General features: G+C 38.1%; 14 protein-coding genes. 10 read left to right on the top strand and 4 right to left on the bottom strand.

What is annotated here, in order from left to right:
* The first annotated feature begins 218 nt into the window (after window positions 1-218).
* Both AC3ISB_RS13655 and uvsE read left to right on the top strand, forming a co-directional pair.
* Complete coding sequence (locus AC3ISB_RS13655; protein ID WP_489276798.1) at window positions 219-722, top strand: PCYCGC motif-containing (lipo)protein; 504 nt, start codon at window positions 219-221, stop codon at window positions 720-722.
* A gap of 182 nt (window positions 723-904) precedes the next feature.
* Complete coding sequence (uvsE, locus tag AC3ISB_RS13650) at window positions 905-1,876, top strand: UV DNA damage repair endonuclease UvsE (protein WP_489276797.1); 972 nt, start codon at window positions 905-907, stop codon at window positions 1,874-1,876.
* Between the two features lie 306 nt (window positions 1,877-2,182).
* Here the strand turns inward: uvsE and AC3ISB_RS13645 are convergent, their stop codons facing one another.
* Both AC3ISB_RS13645 and AC3ISB_RS13640 read right to left on the bottom strand, forming a co-directional pair.
* The gene (locus AC3ISB_RS13645; protein WP_489276930.1) at window positions 2,183-2,314 is read right to left on the bottom strand and encodes a TetR/AcrR family transcriptional regulator; all 132 of its coding nucleotides are present in this window, start codon (window positions 2,312-2,314) and stop codon (window positions 2,183-2,185) included.
* Window positions 2,315-2,450: 136 nt separating this feature from the next.
* Window positions 2,451-3,371, bottom strand: coding sequence for an SDR family oxidoreductase (locus AC3ISB_RS13640; RefSeq protein WP_489276795.1), 921 nt, complete (start codon window positions 3,369-3,371; stop codon window positions 2,451-2,453).
* 928 nt (window positions 3,372-4,299) lie between these two features.
* On the opposite strand from AC3ISB_RS13640, the gene AC3ISB_RS13635 reads away from it, so the two are divergent.
* Window positions 4,300-4,872, top strand: coding sequence for a site-specific integrase (locus tag AC3ISB_RS13635; protein ID WP_194719377.1), 573 nt, complete (start codon window positions 4,300-4,302; stop codon window positions 4,870-4,872).
* 802 nt (window positions 4,873-5,674) lie between these two features.
* Here the strand turns inward: AC3ISB_RS13635 and AC3ISB_RS13630 are convergent.
* Window positions 5,675-6,382 carry a Dph6-related ATP pyrophosphatase gene (locus AC3ISB_RS13630; protein ID WP_098373299.1) on the bottom strand — a complete coding sequence of 236 codons (708 nt, stop codon included), beginning with the start codon at window positions 6,380-6,382 and terminating at the stop codon, window positions 5,675-5,677.
* Window positions 6,383-6,974: 592 nt separating this feature from the next.
* Here AC3ISB_RS13630 and AC3ISB_RS13625 point away from each other — a divergent pair.
* The 4 genes from AC3ISB_RS13625 (at window position 6,975) to glaH (ending at window position 10,518) form a co-directional block, all read left to right on the top strand.
* Window positions 6,975-7,649 carry a GntR family transcriptional regulator gene (locus AC3ISB_RS13625; RefSeq protein ID WP_489276792.1) on the top strand — a complete coding sequence of 225 codons (675 nt, stop codon included), beginning with the start codon at window positions 6,975-6,977 and terminating at the stop codon, window positions 7,647-7,649.
* A gap of 14 nt (window positions 7,650-7,663) precedes the next feature.
* Window positions 7,664-8,881: an L-2-hydroxyglutarate oxidase gene (gene lhgO / locus AC3ISB_RS13620; protein WP_098373301.1), complete on the top strand. Its 1,218-nt coding sequence runs from the start codon at window positions 7,664-7,666 to the stop codon at window positions 8,879-8,881.
* 28 nt (window positions 8,882-8,909) lie between these two features.
* The gene (locus AC3ISB_RS13615) at window positions 8,910-9,251 is read left to right on the top strand and encodes a DUF3870 domain-containing protein (RefSeq protein ID WP_098373302.1); all 342 of its coding nucleotides are present in this window, start codon (window positions 8,910-8,912) and stop codon (window positions 9,249-9,251) included.
* Window positions 9,252-9,579: 328 nt separating this feature from the next.
* Complete coding sequence (gene glaH, locus AC3ISB_RS13610) at window positions 9,580-10,518, top strand: glutarate dioxygenase GlaH (RefSeq protein ID WP_098373303.1); 939 nt, start codon at window positions 9,580-9,582, stop codon at window positions 10,516-10,518.
* A 1,054-nt stretch (window positions 10,519-11,572) separates the two neighbouring features.
* On the opposite strand, the gene AC3ISB_RS13605 is transcribed toward glaH, so the two are convergent.
* Window positions 11,573-12,691: an NAD(P)/FAD-dependent oxidoreductase gene (locus AC3ISB_RS13605; protein ID WP_489276788.1), complete on the bottom strand. Its 1,119-nt coding sequence runs from the start codon at window positions 12,689-12,691 to the stop codon at window positions 11,573-11,575.
* A gap of 175 nt (window positions 12,692-12,866) precedes the next feature.
* Between AC3ISB_RS13605 and AC3ISB_RS13600 the strand changes: the two genes are divergently transcribed.
* The 3 genes from AC3ISB_RS13600 to AC3ISB_RS13590 all read left to right on the top strand — a co-directional run bounded on the left by AC3ISB_RS13600 (window position 12,867) and on the right by AC3ISB_RS13590 (window position 16,528).
* A complete protein-coding gene (locus AC3ISB_RS13600; RefSeq protein ID WP_098373304.1) occupies window positions 12,867-13,460 on the top strand; it encodes a branched-chain amino acid aminotransferase in 594 nt (197 codons plus the stop codon).
* A gap of 696 nt (window positions 13,461-14,156) precedes the next feature.
* The gene (locus tag AC3ISB_RS13595; RefSeq protein WP_480340352.1) at window positions 14,157-15,095 is read left to right on the top strand and encodes an MBL fold metallo-hydrolase; all 939 of its coding nucleotides are present in this window, start codon (window positions 14,157-14,159) and stop codon (window positions 15,093-15,095) included.
* A 206-nt stretch (window positions 15,096-15,301) separates the two neighbouring features.
* Complete coding sequence (locus tag AC3ISB_RS13590) at window positions 15,302-16,528, top strand: MFS transporter (RefSeq protein ID WP_489276786.1); 1,227 nt, start codon at window positions 15,302-15,304, stop codon at window positions 16,526-16,528.
* Window positions 16,529-16,539: the final 11 nt, after the last annotated feature.

The following is a 16,539-nucleotide window of genomic DNA, read 5'->3' as shown; positions in this document are numbered from 1 at the left end:
AAAGTGGCGGAAAAGTGAGAATAGGACACCTCTTTCTTTTTTCTTAAAGTGTGGATAATACTCTAAAAATATGCACGAAATCGTATTTGAGTTATGTGGTCTGGTCTGGATACTTGATACTTGTCATTTTCAATCCTGATTATGTTGGAACCTTATGCTTGTAGAAATCCCTTGCGTACCATAAAATGGGAGTATCAAATTGATCAAGGAGTGTATAAATGAAGCTAAAATTAATGACAATATCTTTGGGAATCTGTACTTCTTTAATACTTTCAGGTTGTTCAGGAGAAGAGGAAAGTGTTGCTCAAAAAGAAAGCAGTCATGAAGGACATTCAGAGCATACGGTATCAGGAGATCTTCAGGAGGAGACCAGCAGTAATGAAATAGCACCGGATTTCTTGGCTGATAAACCTGAGGATATGAAGACAATCTATTTAGCTGTTGCTCAAAACAAAGATTTACTTGAAAAAATACCTTGTTACTGCGGTTGTGGAGAGTCAGCTAACCATAAAAATAATTACGATTGTTTTATCCATGAAAATAAAAAAAATGGTGAAGTCGTTTGGGATGACCACGGTACGAGATGTGGAGTTTGCTTAGAAATAGCTGCACAATCCATATTGGACTTGAATGATGGTATGAGCATCAAAGAGATCCGGAATAAGGTCGATGAAAAATATAAAAGTGGATATGCCAAACCGACCCCGACCCCTGCAGTGTAAGTACAAAAAAAGAAATGAAATTCTAGCGTGAAAATGAATATTTGAAAAATGGTTTTTGCCCGATAATCATTCGGAAAAAGGCCATTTTTTAATTTTTTGGAGGGATGGTTGCTTACATATATAATATTGATTGCAAAGGGGAATACTTCCAATAACCATAAAACCGTAAAGGAGCTATCCCATTGACATTAATCCGCCTCGGTTATGTAGCCATGAGTAATCATGTTCCAAACTGTTCACCATCCCAAACGATGACTTTTGCACAGTTTTCGAAAATTAAGGACAGAGATGCCGCGATAAGGAAGCTCGAACGCATTTCAATTTCCAATCTTCATAATTGCTGGCGTTTACTGATACATAACGAATCTAATAATATTCAGTTCTTTAGGCTTTCTTCAAAACTTATCCCTTTAGCCAATCATCCAGAAATTCCAGAATGGGATTACATCGATCCTATTTCAGAAGAGCTGGCTAAATTAAAAACATTCATAACGAACCACCCAAAAATAAGGATAGATTTTCACCCAGATCATTTCGTCATCTTGAATAGTACAAATATCGATATTCTGAAGACATCATTAAAAACATTAAGGATACATCATACGTTATTAAAAAAAATGGGAGTTGATCCCGAGCATCGCTGTGTTCTGCATGTTGGTGGCGGTTATGGGGAGCATGTACAGGCATTAGAGCAGTTCATCCATAATTGGGGTTTGATTCCTGAACCGATTCAAAGAATGGTCATTCTTGAGAATGATGATACTACCTATACTTTGTCGGAAACCCTTTATTTATGTGAGAAATTAGGGATTCCAATGGTTTTTGATTATCACCATTACCTCGCACATCAGTTACCAAGTGAAGATTGGAAAGTCCATTGGAATCGAATATTAAATACCTGGAGTAATTCCAAGCTACCTCCGAAAATGCATATTTCAAGTCCAAGGTCCGATAAAGAATTCCGAGCACACGCTGACTTTGTGGATACAGGAATGTTCGTGGAATTTTTGCAACAAATAAAGGGAAGCTTACCACAGCTGGATTGCATGATTGAAGCAAAACAAAAGGATGGAGCACTTTTCCAATTGATGGATGAGCTGAAAGGTTACAAAGAAATAGAAATCATAGATGATGCCAGTTTTTATATTCATTAATTGATTGGGTTACATTTGACAAAGGGAAGTAACTAAGATTCTCTTTATCAAATATATTAGTTTACATAACATAATTATTGTTAATATAGATGAATCTAACAACAATCGAGGAAAAGAAATTCCGGGACCGATTTTAGAAATCCTTAAAAAAAATAAAGCCCCAAATTGCTGCTTGGTCGCTAATCCAGCATCGGATTTCTGTTCTCATTGATAAATTATTCAGAAAGATAAAGGGTAATAACTTATAGGTATAATGACCTTAAGGGAACGCTTACATAACAAAAATTCTCTTTTTGGGTGATAGCATTACGGACGTTCTCGAGTGTCACCTGCGCTTCTTCCATGGCTTCTTTCACAAGCAAAGTAAAAAATCTCTTCTTTGGATTTGAAATAGTGGTAGGAAAGACCTTGGCTAATTCCGGCCTCAGCAGTAATCATACTCATTTTTGTTCCTATGATTCCTCGGTGTGCAAATACTTTAAGACTGCAATGTTAATCTGTTCTCTGCATCATCATGAGGTTCATCTAATTGCGTCAACGATTGTTCACTCTCCAATTTTCAGGTAAGATAGGACTACTCTTTATCAATGGTGTCCGAGCACTGGATCTGTTCCTTGCTTACTTCCCACAAACGCTTTGCCGCGTCCATATTTTGAGCGGGTACAGATGGTATTGTAATTTGCATGTCGGTGTAATAACGGCCATTGTGACTGGTAATTTCGGCTGAGTCCGCCAACCATACCAAAGTTTCGGCACCTTTCTCAGGGCTTCGGGAGAATATCTTCATCACGGACATGGTCAACCGGGCCAATAGTCCGTTGTTCTGGTTAAAGTTCGTGGAAACTAGCCCAGGATCGAAGCAATGAGCTGTGACTCCGGTTCCTTCCAGTCGCCCCGCCAATTCAGCGGTGAATAAGATGTTGGCGAGCTTTGTTTCCGCGTAGCGAAATGTAGGGCCGCCAACGAACTTTTTGGGAAAGCTATAGAGATGCTCCGCGCTAAGATCGTCAAAATTAATCCCCTTCTTGGCCATCTTGTGACCGTGGGATGCGGTTGTGATTACTCGTGATTGCTCACTTTCCTTTAACCGATCTAGGAGCAGTGTCGTAAGCAGGTAGGGTGCTAGATGGTTGACCGCCCAGGTCATCTCCAATCCGTCGACAGTTAGTTGTCGAGTTTCGAACAAGGCGCCGGCATTGTTAATTAAGACATCCACTTTCGGGCACCTAGCCAGAATTTCGGCAGCAACCTGACGTATGGACTGCTGAGAAGACATGTCTGCTAGGAACACATCCACTGTGGTGCTATTTCCGGTTAATGCCTTAATTCGATTCACTACTTCAGTCGCTTTGGTCTGATTACGTGCGACGAGTCCCAGGTTTGCGCCTCGAATTGCGAGTTCTTTGGCTGTGGCCAGCCCAATGCCGCTAGTTGCCCCGGTAATCACGACGTACTTGCCTTTCAGTGTCCACTTATTCGTAATTATACTCTCCATTGTTATTAAACCTCTATCCCTGAAAGTTTATGAATGAACAATTCATTCTTTAGGCAAATAAACGAACATCATAATTTATTTTCGAGCGCTTTTCACTTTACTTGGATTTGTGCCTACTTTAGGAGCCTTATTTTCGACAATTTCTGTTAGAAAAGGGAGTGCAGTCTTATTTATGGCCTATATACAATTATTCGGTACCGCTGCATAATATTCAATTTAATTCTAAAACGATATACCGAATTGCTACTCCGACACATTTTGGTATCTTTATTACGAACATTCCTGCGGAAGTGTTCGCTACGATTCCTATATATATTCGTCCCCTTATCGGTAATGGTCTGTTAATGGGCGTACTTTTAGCTCTGGATCTGGAATGTTTTGTGGATTGGTCAAATTATAAATGGTTGGAATCAAGTTACTAGAGTTACATTCAATAATATTAAGGGCCGATGATTCCTTAGTACAGGGAAAATTGGCTTTTTTTAAACAGAAATTACTTTTAGCGTATGTTTCCTGCCTTTTGTTGGTATGGCCTCTGTGAAAATGGGTAATGCATACAATTTTAGAAAATGTTTAAAAAAATAGTGAATTTTAATATGATGCATTTTCGTACAAAAATATAGATAAGATAAAAAACGAGCTCCATATTTAGCTTTTAAAGGCATTGGTTGAAATCATTAGAGTCATTCATTAAGGATGATATAAAAACGCTCTATGAGGCTGTAAATGCCGTTAATGAAGAATACTAGATTTAACATTATTCACGGTCATTTTTATAAGAATATTCCGAATGTAACAAAGGACCTCTATTGATACATTCGAAAACGCGTTAAATCAAGCTTTACAAGGGTATCGAAATTTATAAAACTTGCCTTTTTTTCACCTGTTCACGTACAATGAAAGAAGGGGAAAGGAGAATGAGCCACTCATGCAAGCAACCTCTCAAAGAATAAAGAATGTCCAGCCGATACGCCGGTTGGATCACATAGAAAAGATGAAAAAGTCATTATTAAAATATTGCAGCTACAGGGATTATATGATGTTTTCAATCGGGATAAATATTGGGTTACGTATAGGGGATCTTTTACAATTGCGCGTGAAAGATATTCTTGAGGGTACGCATATAGTCATTGTGGAGCAAAAGACTGATAAAATTAAGCGATTCCTTGTCAATCCTCAGCTTCGAAAGGAAGTAAGGAAATATGTCCGGAAATCGAACCTGAAAAATGAACAGTATTTATTTCCGAGTCGAAAAGGAAATGGTCCAATCACTAGGGTACAGGCCTATCGGGTCCTGAACAAAGCAGCTGAAATGGCAGACATTCCGGATGTCGGTACACATACCCTTCGAAAAACTTTCGGCTATTTGCATTATCAAAAATTCAAGGATATTGCTTTACTGCAGCAAATCCTTAATCATTCCAATCCAAAAGATACAATGATTTACATAGGACTCACACAGGATTTAATGGACGAAACATTAATGGATTTCTATTATTAACTGAACAACACGGAGTACAAATCCTGTATTACTCAGTGTTTTTATATTGATATCACAGTATTGTAATAGGGGAGTCCTTGCACTACAAAAATTATTTCGATATATCGAAAACTGGTATCATTAGTGTGGAGAGGTGAAAGTACTGTCGGGGTGGGATACGCGCCTTTTACTGGGAAAATCGACTTGTTTTGAAAATTATAAAAGTTTGATCGGGTAAAAAATGGGGCCCGCCAACCAAATCTCGTAAAATCCAGATAATACATTTTTTGGGAATTTTAATTTTTAGCTGTCCTATGCTAACCCTTTGTGCCCTTTCTCTGTAGAGTGATTCCCTTTATAAGATAAAGTTAAGTGTATAATTAATTATAATAATCCAATTTTGTTACACTTATTAAAGCAAAGCTGAATGACAGTCCGTCTGCTAGTCATCCAGCTTTTTTTTGTTGTGTTATTTTAGATTATTATATTCCTCATCAGTTACGGGTTCTAAGCAATCCGTTTCCCCCAGTGCCATTGCTAAGTGTACATTTGGCACCATTTTCTACCTATCCTCGGTGAGCGATTAATTATGATCCTAAAGCCAATACGAGGGTAGGCAAAAATGATTCTATTTTTATTGATCCTCTGAATAGTTTGTTTTTATAAGTTTTCCTGTAAATAATAGTTACAATAATAATATTATGTTAACTTATATTCAAGATTTATCTTGCTGTAAAAATTCTTATCATATGTACTGTCCCCCCCAATTGTTAGTGAACATGTAATAATTGAGGGGCAGTAAAGTGCTTGTAAGGAATGGTTATTAGGTACCAATATCCGCCTTCTTATCTAACTCCAAAGGCAAAAAAGCATATTCTCCGTCCTTAATAATTTCACATTTTCGAACGGGAATTGGCTGTTTAAAAATAGGCCCATCTATTACTGTGGTATGGAACTCTCCACCTTCTCCACAGGGGTCAATGCCGCGAGCTTCAAGTTCCTTCACGTATTCATGGGTTAACTTTCGCCCTAAATCATCATCACGCATTCCCAATGATAAATTAACGGTTACAATGATCGTTACAAATCCTAGATCCAAGAACTCTTCGACAGCTTCACGATGGTTCATTTCCCACAAAGGCATTCCAAGCTTCAATCCAGCATTCTTCGTAACTTTATCATGCCAACAGCCATGGGCGGGCATATCCAAGTCTCCAGTTACTAACACTTCAGCACCTTGATTTTTTGCATTTTCTAAAAGGCGCATAAATACTTCTTCATAATCACTCCAACTGGCAGCTGCAGTATATACGGGCAAACCTATAGATTCAGCTTGGGCACGTATGAGTTCCGGAGGCATGCCATGGGATCTGGAACGTTTTCCTTCTTCCTCCAGCATGACGATCAGTCCTGCAGGTTCGCCAATCTTCATTGCTTTATATAGAGCTAAGACACTATCCTTTCCTCCGCTAAAAGAAGCTATGAATTTATGCCCGCGAGCACTATTTTTCCATTCATTTAATTCCGCCATTCATATTTTCCCCTTTATTCTAATGACTTTTTGGCAATTTCATATTTTATATATGATGTTTCATAACTATATTTGTTTGATTTTATCACGGTTGGAGCCATCAGATAAAATATTAATGCATCCTGATACAAAAAAACTATTATTAAAAGAGAAGTCCATCTCTAAGAAACTACTACATAATGGACTGGACAAGATAAGTCATATTGCTAAAGGAGGATTATCTCAAATCCCTAATGAACAAAGGTGAAATAAAAAGGCATGAGTCCCGGTGGGTGACGGGGTTCATGCCCTTAAGGCGAGCTAAATAAAGTATCTACTTTTAAGGCTTATTTCACATAATAGATGCTTTTATCACTTATATAATTACAATATGTATTTCCACTTTTCCATCAGGATAATACTTTTCAAAATCCAGACTATATTTTCAACGGGGGCCAGAAATAATAATCAGGTCTCAAGTAGATGGTTATCTAATGTTTTGTATCCATTTATTTTTAGATTGGATACAATATATTTAATTTTCAGTATTGTAATCGCTTTATATAGTTGATATAGTTAAAATTGTATCCAATATCGAAAGGTGGAAGCTGAATTGGATAATGCTAATTCTGGAAGAGATAAATCAACAATCGTTAAAAATGTAACCAAAAATCTTAGGAAAGCGATTTTGAATGGGACTTTGAAAAAGGGAGAGCGACTCATCCAAGAGGAGTGGGCCGATCGCCTGGAAGTTAGCAGGATGCCTATTCGTGAGGCCCTTACACAACTTCAACTGGAAGGGTTGGTGGAAATGGTTCCCCATAAAGGAGCAATCGTCACACCGATTACCCGTGATGATATTGAAGAGATTTATCATACCAGGTCTCTGCTTGAAGGTCTTGCAGTAGAAAAATCAATTCCTTACTTAACAAAGGAGGACAAAGAAAAACTAAAGGGAATTTTGATTGAAATGGAAGGAATTCAGTTATCTGATGAAACCAATGAGCATTATATCCTTTTGAATGCGGCTTTTCATGAAACCCTCCGAAAAGGGTGCCCATGGCCAAGGGTTCAAAAAATGGTAGAAACGCTGGGGATCTCACCCATTGCACCGAATTTGCTGATTGATTATTACCCAGAAACGCAACGGGAACACCGGATGATATATGAAGCGGCACTAAGAGGGGATCCTGCAGAACTAAGGGCAGCAGTCGAATTTCACATCTTACGGACTAAGAACAATTTAATTACGTATATGGAGTTGCTGAATACTAAAAATCATCAATAAAAGGAGTGTTAATTGTGTATGATTTCGCAATTGTTGGCGGAGGAATTGTAGGATTATCGACGGGAATGGCACTTTACCAGCGTTTTCCTAATGCTAAAGTGGTAGTCATTGAAAAAGAGGCTGTTGTTGCAGATCATCAAACGGGACATAACAGCGGCGTCATTCATTCAGGAATTTATTATAAACCGGGCAGTTTCAAGGCACGGTTTGCCCGTCAAGGTAGTAAATCAATGACGGAATTCTGCCGGACGCATGGAATTGAACATGATATTTGCGGAAAGGTCATTGTTGCAACAAAGCCAGAAGAGTTGCCCCTTTTAGATGATTTATATTCTCGCGGTTTGCAAAATGAACTGGCTATACAAAGAATCGGTGTGGATGAATTAAAGGAAATCGAACCACATGTTAATGGGCTTGGTGCGATTCGCGTCCCGCAAGCCGGCATTGTCAATTATCGTCAGGTAAGTGAAAAGATGGCGGATATCATCCGGGGCAACGGCGGTGAAATTAAGCTAAAAACAAAGGTTGAGAAGATTGACGAGGGTTTTGATGATGTTATCATCGATACGAACAACGGTACCATTAAAGCAAAAATGGTCATTAATTGCGCAGGGCTGCACAGTGACCGTATCGCAGCAGCAGCAGGGTATAAAACTGATATGAAAATTGTCCCTTTTCGCGGTGAGTATTTTAAACTGAAGCCCGAAAAACGCTTCCTTGTCAATCATTTAATTTATCCGGTACCTAACCCGAAGTTTCCATTTTTGGGGGTTCATTTTACGCGGATGATTAGCGGTGAAGTAGATGCCGGTCCAAACGCTGTACTAAGTTTCAAACGGGAAGGTTATAAGAAAACGGACTTCAATGCGAAAGATTTAACTGAAGTTTTAAGCTATAAAGGTTTTTGGAAGCTGGCTAGTAAATTCATGAAGGAAGGGATGGATGAATATGTCCGTTCTTTTAGTAAAAAGCAATTTACGAAAAGCCTGCAGGAGTTAATTCCGGAAATTCAAGAAGATGATTTAATCCCTGCACCTGCTGGAGTACGGGCCCAGGCATTACAGGATGATGGTAATATGGTGGATGATTTTCATATTATAATGGGGAAACGGACCATCCATGTATGTAATGCACCATCACCTGCTGCAACAGCCTCGATTGAAATTGGAAAAGAGGTTGTTAACCGCATTCCGGAACAATCACACTTATTGGAAGCTGTATTGACAAAATAAAATTCGTTAAGAGAGAGGAAGAAGCCTCATGTTCAATGGTAAAACAATTTTTATTGCAGGTCATGCACGTTTACCTCAAGGGATGGCAGCGAAAAGTGTCTTTGAAACACTGACCATCACTGCAGAAGTCGATGCTAAATATGGGGTTGTCTTGGAAGCTTCCTGTACACTGGCAACAGAGCATGGCCGGGAATTTATTGGGCGTTTATTAAAAGGGATCAGTCTAAATGATGGTGTTGATGACGCGATAGAATCAATTCAATCTTATTATCGGGGGAAAGCGGCAAATGCACTGATTGCTGCCTTGAAGGACCTGGATCTCCATTTTCAGCAAATTAAAGCAGGAGATAAATCGAAACTGCCAAGTTAGGAATATAATTTATCAGAATAATATGTTAAAAGTGTTGACAATTTTACGAAAAAACGTTTTAATGGAATTAAGCCAATATTATGACATTAATACCTTTTGGAAAATACCTTTTCAGAATCGTGTAAAGATCATAATGATTGGAAACAGGAAAAATAAATCATACATAAACTGCATATTCGCTGTGACTCTATTCGCATAGAGCAGTGAAGTGAATATAAGCCAGTTGTACAGTTTGATTCCTATTTTATTTGGGGATCATGTGCGACTGGCTTTTTATATTTCCCGTTAACTTTGTCACCTATATTACAAATAACAGGAGGAATTATTCATGAGCATTGCAGAAAAAAAGAGAGCAAAGTTCGAAAGGAAAACAGAAAAATATGAGGTGAAAGTTCACCCTCAATCCAGCCGTTTATATCATATTGAAATTTCAAAAGAGGCAATCGCCGCTTTTTTAGAAACCGTATCGAAGGATAATCAGTCTGTTCAGCATCTGGAATATACACCATATGCACGACTCATCATTGCTTCATATCTATTGGATCAAGTAGGTGAAGATTTTGGTGAAGTGCTTCGGAACATCGTTCATGATCGGGAATCCGGCGGCTTCACCCTAGGCTTGGAGGGTGTCACGGAAAATACGGATGAATACGTCATTTTTGCAACGGCCATTTCATACTTGCTGGGAACTCCAAACCATGATTCAATGTCAGGAAAATATTATGCCCGCTTTAGTGTTCAAGACACGGATAGCAGTGATTCGTATTTGCGTCAGGCTTATCGTTTATTTACCCTTCATACGGACGGCACCTTTGTAGATGAACCGACGGATTGGTTACTAATGATGAAGATGATCGAACAAAATGCACGCGGTGGCGAATCACGTTTATTGCACTTAGACGATTGGAAAGAGCTTGATATGTATGTGAATCATTCATTATCCAGCCACAAATTCACGTATAAGGCTCCAAAAAGCAAGAACATTGATCAGGAGATTGAAAGATTGACTTTCTTTAATCATAATAACAAACCTGGTATATGTTTTATCGATCAATTCGTTTATCCAGAATCAATCGAACAAGCCAAATACTTACGCGATTTATCCAATTCATTAGAAAGCGATGAAAGCGTCCTTGAACTGGAACTGCCTGTTGGAGATTTAGTTGTCGTAAATAATATATTCTGGCTTCACGGACGCGCTGCATTTGAAAAAGATCCGAACCTGAACCGTGAATTACTTCGCCAGCGCGGAAGATTCAATCAATAGTTTCATTTTGTAAACCCAAATTTTTTTCATCCCCAAACACCATTTTAAGATAAATTCTTTTCAACCGAAGGGTTGGAAAGCAATTTATCTTTTTTTTAAGGTTCAGTTAAAGAGTAATGTTGTTAATGGAAGGGAAAAAGAGGACCTTAAACATGGGGCATCTACCTGTTATCTTGAACTAACGCTATCAGCGTGTAAAAATTATTCTAATCTATATGCTCTTTGATCTTCCTGTTTCATCATTGAAAACTAATTTAATCATTACATTAATGACCAATTCTTTTAACTCTTAAACTATTTAGCGGGTCAAGATTATTTTTGGAAGCTAACAACATACTTCTAGGATTTCCTCATCCATCTGGAGGAAATGGTCATCGACATAAGCAATTTGCAGCAAATAAAGAGCAAATGAAAATGATGTTACAGCACTATTTTTCAAAGTAAATGACCATTGGTTAAGGAGGAGGGCTTTATGCTCAATGAAACTTTATATAGGTATTAAAGGCTAGGAAACATTTGATTAGGAATTCTTTAATTCATCTAATAGTGTTAAAAGTAAAATTAACTATTTACTAGTGATATTTTGGAGATTATAATAAGAACAAATGTTCTTTATTATAGGAGGCATTAACATGGATGAACTAGAGGAATTTTTAAAATCACTTACGATTGAAGAGTTAAAAGTTATTTATGAAGAAGTACGTGGACCTGATATTAATAAATAGATGAAAAAAATTTGAAATAGAAGATACTTATTTTTTCATTTCATGGAATGCAATAATTTCCTTTAGAGAAAAAACATTTCGTATAAACGATGTTTGCTGCGCAAGCAAATATTGTTCAATGGTACATAGATAATTGCGGTAGTTTTGAATTGATGAATTTGTCAAATTTCCACAAGAATGTCCTGTTCGAAAAATTAAGATTTTATAAATCAAGGACCCATTAAAGGTCCTTGATTTTTTATGAGAGGACCATTTGAAAAAAACTGAATCTGGGTATTTTTCAGATCAGTCGATATTCATCATTAAGCCAATAGGTAATGATTTGGAAGTTATGTGAAAAGTGCGCCTCTTACATCATAATTTTCTATATCGATTTCGATTTTTCTATCAAGTGCGAGGTTTGCCAATAGGGAGCCTAAATATGGGCCCATTGTTAAACCGGAAGCTCCAAGACCATTGGCTACGATTATGCCTTCCCAGTCAGGTAGAGGACCCATGACAGGAAGGAATCCCGGCGTGAATGGGCGAAAACCGACCCTTGCTTCAACAAACGTACTATCCGTCAAACCGGGAGCGGTTTGCAAGGCTTTGTTGAAAACTTCCTGCAGCCCTCCTGCGGTCATTCGGTTATCGAAAACTACCGTATTTTCATGAGTCGCCCCAGCAACGATTTTATTATTATCGAAAGCCAAAAGATATTGATCACTCGGAGGCATGACTACAGGCCAGTTATTCGTATTTTCATTTGGCGTTTCCAGATGAATTATTTGAGCCTTTTGGAAGGTGACTTGAAAATTCACGCCCAGTGGCTTCAGTAATTCCGGTGCCCAAGCGCCAGCACAAACAATGACTTTATCAGCAGGTATGAATTCATCTCCAAATGTTACACCTGTCACTTGTGCACCGTTATATGAAAGTATAGCCTCACCATACAAAAGTTGTGCACCGTTTTTTTGTGATGCCCGCAATAAGGAATCACGAAGTGCGCGTCCATCAACCCGCGCGGCACCACTCACGTGAACGGCTGCATATTCACTGGAAAGAGGCGGGAATAAGGCACGGGTCTCCTCTACGGAAAGCAATGTGATCGTCCCAATCTCCGGTGCATCTTCTTTCCGTTTTGCCGCCCGGTTCTTCATGGCATTCAATTTAGCTTCATCTGTATGTAGACTTATGGCCCCAACTTGGGCATAACCAGTTTCTGTTTCCCCGTCCCGTTCAAGTTCTTCAATTAAACCGGGATAAAAAGCCGCCCCATTTTTTGCAAGGAGATACCAAGCTTGGTTGCGCCTTTGCGATATCCACGGGCAAACGATTCCTGCAGCTGCAGATGTTGCCTGACCGACATCTTGACGGTCAATAATGATCACTTCAGCCCCATTTTTAGCCAACTGATAAGCAGTTGAAGCCCCCAAAATTCCTGCACCAACTACAATGATTTTTTGCATATTCAACATCTCATTTCTCTCAAATGTATTAACTCTTACCACTACTACTATATAGAAGACACTAATTGATTGCTACAATCGACATTGTAATTTCTTTCACAAAGTTATTTTATCTATAGGGAATATGCTATGATTGAAATTGCGAGAGCTTGAAAAGATACTAGGAGGACAAATCATGTTAAAAAAACAAATGGAATCATACATATCAAAATCCGTAACCGATAAAAAGGTTGAGTTGTTTAATGAAGAAAAGGATTATGTAGAAAAGCATAAATTAATTGCTGATGATATCATTATAGTGGAAAAAGAAAATGCATCCCGTTTTACAGATGCTTATATGGAGCGCAGTAATAAAGAGAGCGAAGAATTAATCTCTGAAGAGAACTCTGCATTTTTATCACAACCTATCGAGTATTTGAAAAAAAACAAAGATGAATTCCTTTACTTTGAATCACAATGGTTCGAATTAATCGGTGTTGAGGCACTTTCGTTAGAAGTCGATGATGTTTTCGGTACATATAACGCGATGTTCGGATTGAAATTCCAGAAAAAAATGGCTGAAGTTTTAAAAACGTATTTAACTAAGGAACTTCAAGGAGGAATTGGATCGTTCAGTTTAATGTTTAATCAGGGCGACGGGCTATGGGACGTGAATTTTGCCTTGGATAACTTAAAAGGGTTTAGAGAAGACATGTTATTAGAAGAAGCTTTTAATTTAATCTATCATTTTCTTTTTATCCTTGTTCAAACAATCGAGGAAGATATGTAAAACGAGGTACCGCCATTAATTTTAATGATACGTCAGTTTGTAGACAAAAGGGTTTCGGAATGCTCTCATTCCGAAACCTTTTTGGTTTTTTATTGGATTTGAAGCAGTAATAGAGAATAATAAATGGATCATACCTGGGTGTCATACCTCTGAATACATATCTTACACCAAGTCATACATGAAAGAGAAAACATGGCCGTCTCCAGTTTACGACCAAATGTTTCGATGGCACCAGTTGATCTATAGTAATCATTTCAAGTTGATCTCGCTGAATAGAATAATGTTTAGAAAGTACCCTTATCACATTAAGCTTTAATTCTTCTATATTTATAAAAAGACTGTAGGCAAAAAAGGAGTTCTTTCTTATTGTTAAAACAAAGTTGATTGGAACGGAAGTGGCGAGACTCCCTCGGAAAGCGAGTGCCTGTAGTGGAAATAAACGGTCATATTTTTACAGTCCCCCCAAAAAAACTGTAGCCATTAATTTTAAGGGCAGTTCTTTTCTTTCTTGAGTTAACCAATGCCCCAGGCCACGGCTTCTGGATTTTAATCGAATGGCTATGGATATTGATTAAAGGAACTTGAAAGAATTCGTCGAATTGATTAATGATATACCTTTATTTAATAAACTTAAATGTTTTGTGTTTTGATTTTTTGTTCATGTAAATAAAGTTACATCGGAAGGGGAAGTTATATTTGCTGAATGAATTGAAAGTTACACAAGTTACCATTCCAATGCCTTTTAGGTTGGATCATGTCCATTGTTTCCTAGCAGAAGGTAAAAAAGGGTGGACAATCATTGATACGGGATTAAATAACAAAACGACAAAGGATTTATGGAACCCAATTATCGAAAAACACGATATTACCAATATTATCATCACCCATTATCACCCAGACCATTTCGGATATGCAGGGGCATTACAACAATTATCCGGTGCGGATGTTTGGATGACACAAGTGGATGAACATGCGGGAACTACGTATTGGGAAACGGATTCGCTGAATCTGCTTAAAGAAAATTATAAGGCATGTGGAATGGAAGACGAGGTAGCCGTCGCCTTATCCAGTGACGAAAGTGGATTCATGCCCCAAGTAAAACCCTATCCTACCGTAAATCATCATCTTGAAGAAGGAATGAAGCTGCATTTTGGCAAATATGAGTATGAAGTAATTTTCACGCCGGGACATTCTGATGGCCTGATATCATTATACAATAAGGAAAAAAGTGTCCTTTTCTCGACAGATCATATATTGCCCAGGGTATCTCCAAATATTTCGTATTGGTTTAAAGGTTTCTGCAACCCATTGGAAGAGTTTTTTACTTCTTTGAAAAAAATACAAAAGCTGAATGTTGAATATGTCATCCCTTCACATGGGAAACCGTTTCAAAATGCCAATAAAAGAATTGTTGAATTGTTGGACCACCATCAGGACAGGTTGCATATAATTCATGAAAACATGAAAGAGCCGATTTCTGTAAAAAGTGCTTGCCATATCTTATTTGGAAATCTGCCCATTCACGAAACCAGGTTTGCTGTTGGTGAAACATTGGCCCACCTTGAATACCTTCTTTTGAATGACCAATGCAGAAAGTTTAAACGTGATGGCAAATGGTATTATCAATCCATTTGATATATTGAACATTGATTCTAGCTCATGTCATATGAGCTTTTTTTGCATTCAAAACGCAAGTCACACTGTCTTAAATATACTAGTTAATGAATAAGTTTAAACGGTTTTGTTTACTTAAAAGGAAAAAATGTTATGATTATTTTTAGATTCTTATGAATATTGAATCTGTGGTGAACGTTTACTGAAGACAGGTTGGGAGTTTTGAGATGAAGAACATGTATATGAAAACAGCATCAGGAGTGTATATTAATTATTTCCTGTTAGGTATGGTCAATATCATGCTCGCATCGAATATGTCGTATTTAACGGAGCAATGGGATACGGATAGTGCCGGGGTAAGTTATATCATCGCAGCTATAGGGGTGGGGAAATTACTTACATATGCATTTACGGGATATTTATCAGATAAAATCGGGCGAAAGCCATTAATTATTGCTTCATCATTGGGAATGGGTATCTTCTTGATCGGTATTCCATTATCACCAAATTATCATTTGGCTTTTGTTTTTGCCATCCTTGCAGGTGTCGCTAATTCTTCAATGGATGCCGGTTCATATCCCGGTTTAACAGAGCTTTTCCCAAGAGCTTCCGGTTCTGCCAGCGTACTGGTGAAAGCATTCATGTCTGCTGGAGCATTTCTTCTCCCGTTCATGATATTATTTTTCTCGAATCATGAGATGTTTTATGGATATGCCTTTTTTATTCCTGCTGCCATTTATCTATTGAACCTGATGTTTTTATTCACCGTTTCTTTTCCAAGTACGAATATGAATAAGGAAAAACAAGTGGACGATCGTACCGGGAGAATGAAATTCATTTCAGAACCAGTATTACGTAAAGAGGGACTTGCTCTCGTGATAATCGGTTTCACATCAACAGGATTATTCACGGTTTCACAGATATGGCTTCCGACTTATGGTCAGCAAGCTGTGGGCATGACAATGGCCAGTTCCATCAAATTACTGAGTAATTATAGTTTAGGGGCGCTTATTTCTGTATTGGTTTTATCCGTATTATTAAAAAAGATCGTCCGGCCAATAACGGTTATCATGATTTATCCGATCATAACTTTTATTTCAATCCTTACGATCCTTTTGGTTAAAGTACCGATCATTGTTTCCATCACGGCATTTTTCATCGGACTTTCCACTGCGGGGATCTTTCAATTAGCCATTACGATAATGACGGAATTTTTCTGGAGAAAAAAAGGAACAGTGACCGGGTTCGTGGCAACAGCTGCTGGATTGGCGTCTATAGTTATGCCGCTTGTAACGGGTTGGATGTCGAAAAGCGGGAATATATCAATCATCTTCATATTTGATTCATTCCTGTCTGTAACTGGTTTTATAGCTGCAGTTTATGTTTATTATCGCTATGGAAAGCTGATGGGTAAGGGAAAAGAGCAGACAGGGGATATTCGTTTACATGCCTGATAAATTTTGGA

Source organism: Peribacillus sp. GL_122 (assembly GCF_057835005.1).
This window is presented reverse-complemented; position numbering and strand designations above follow the sequence as displayed.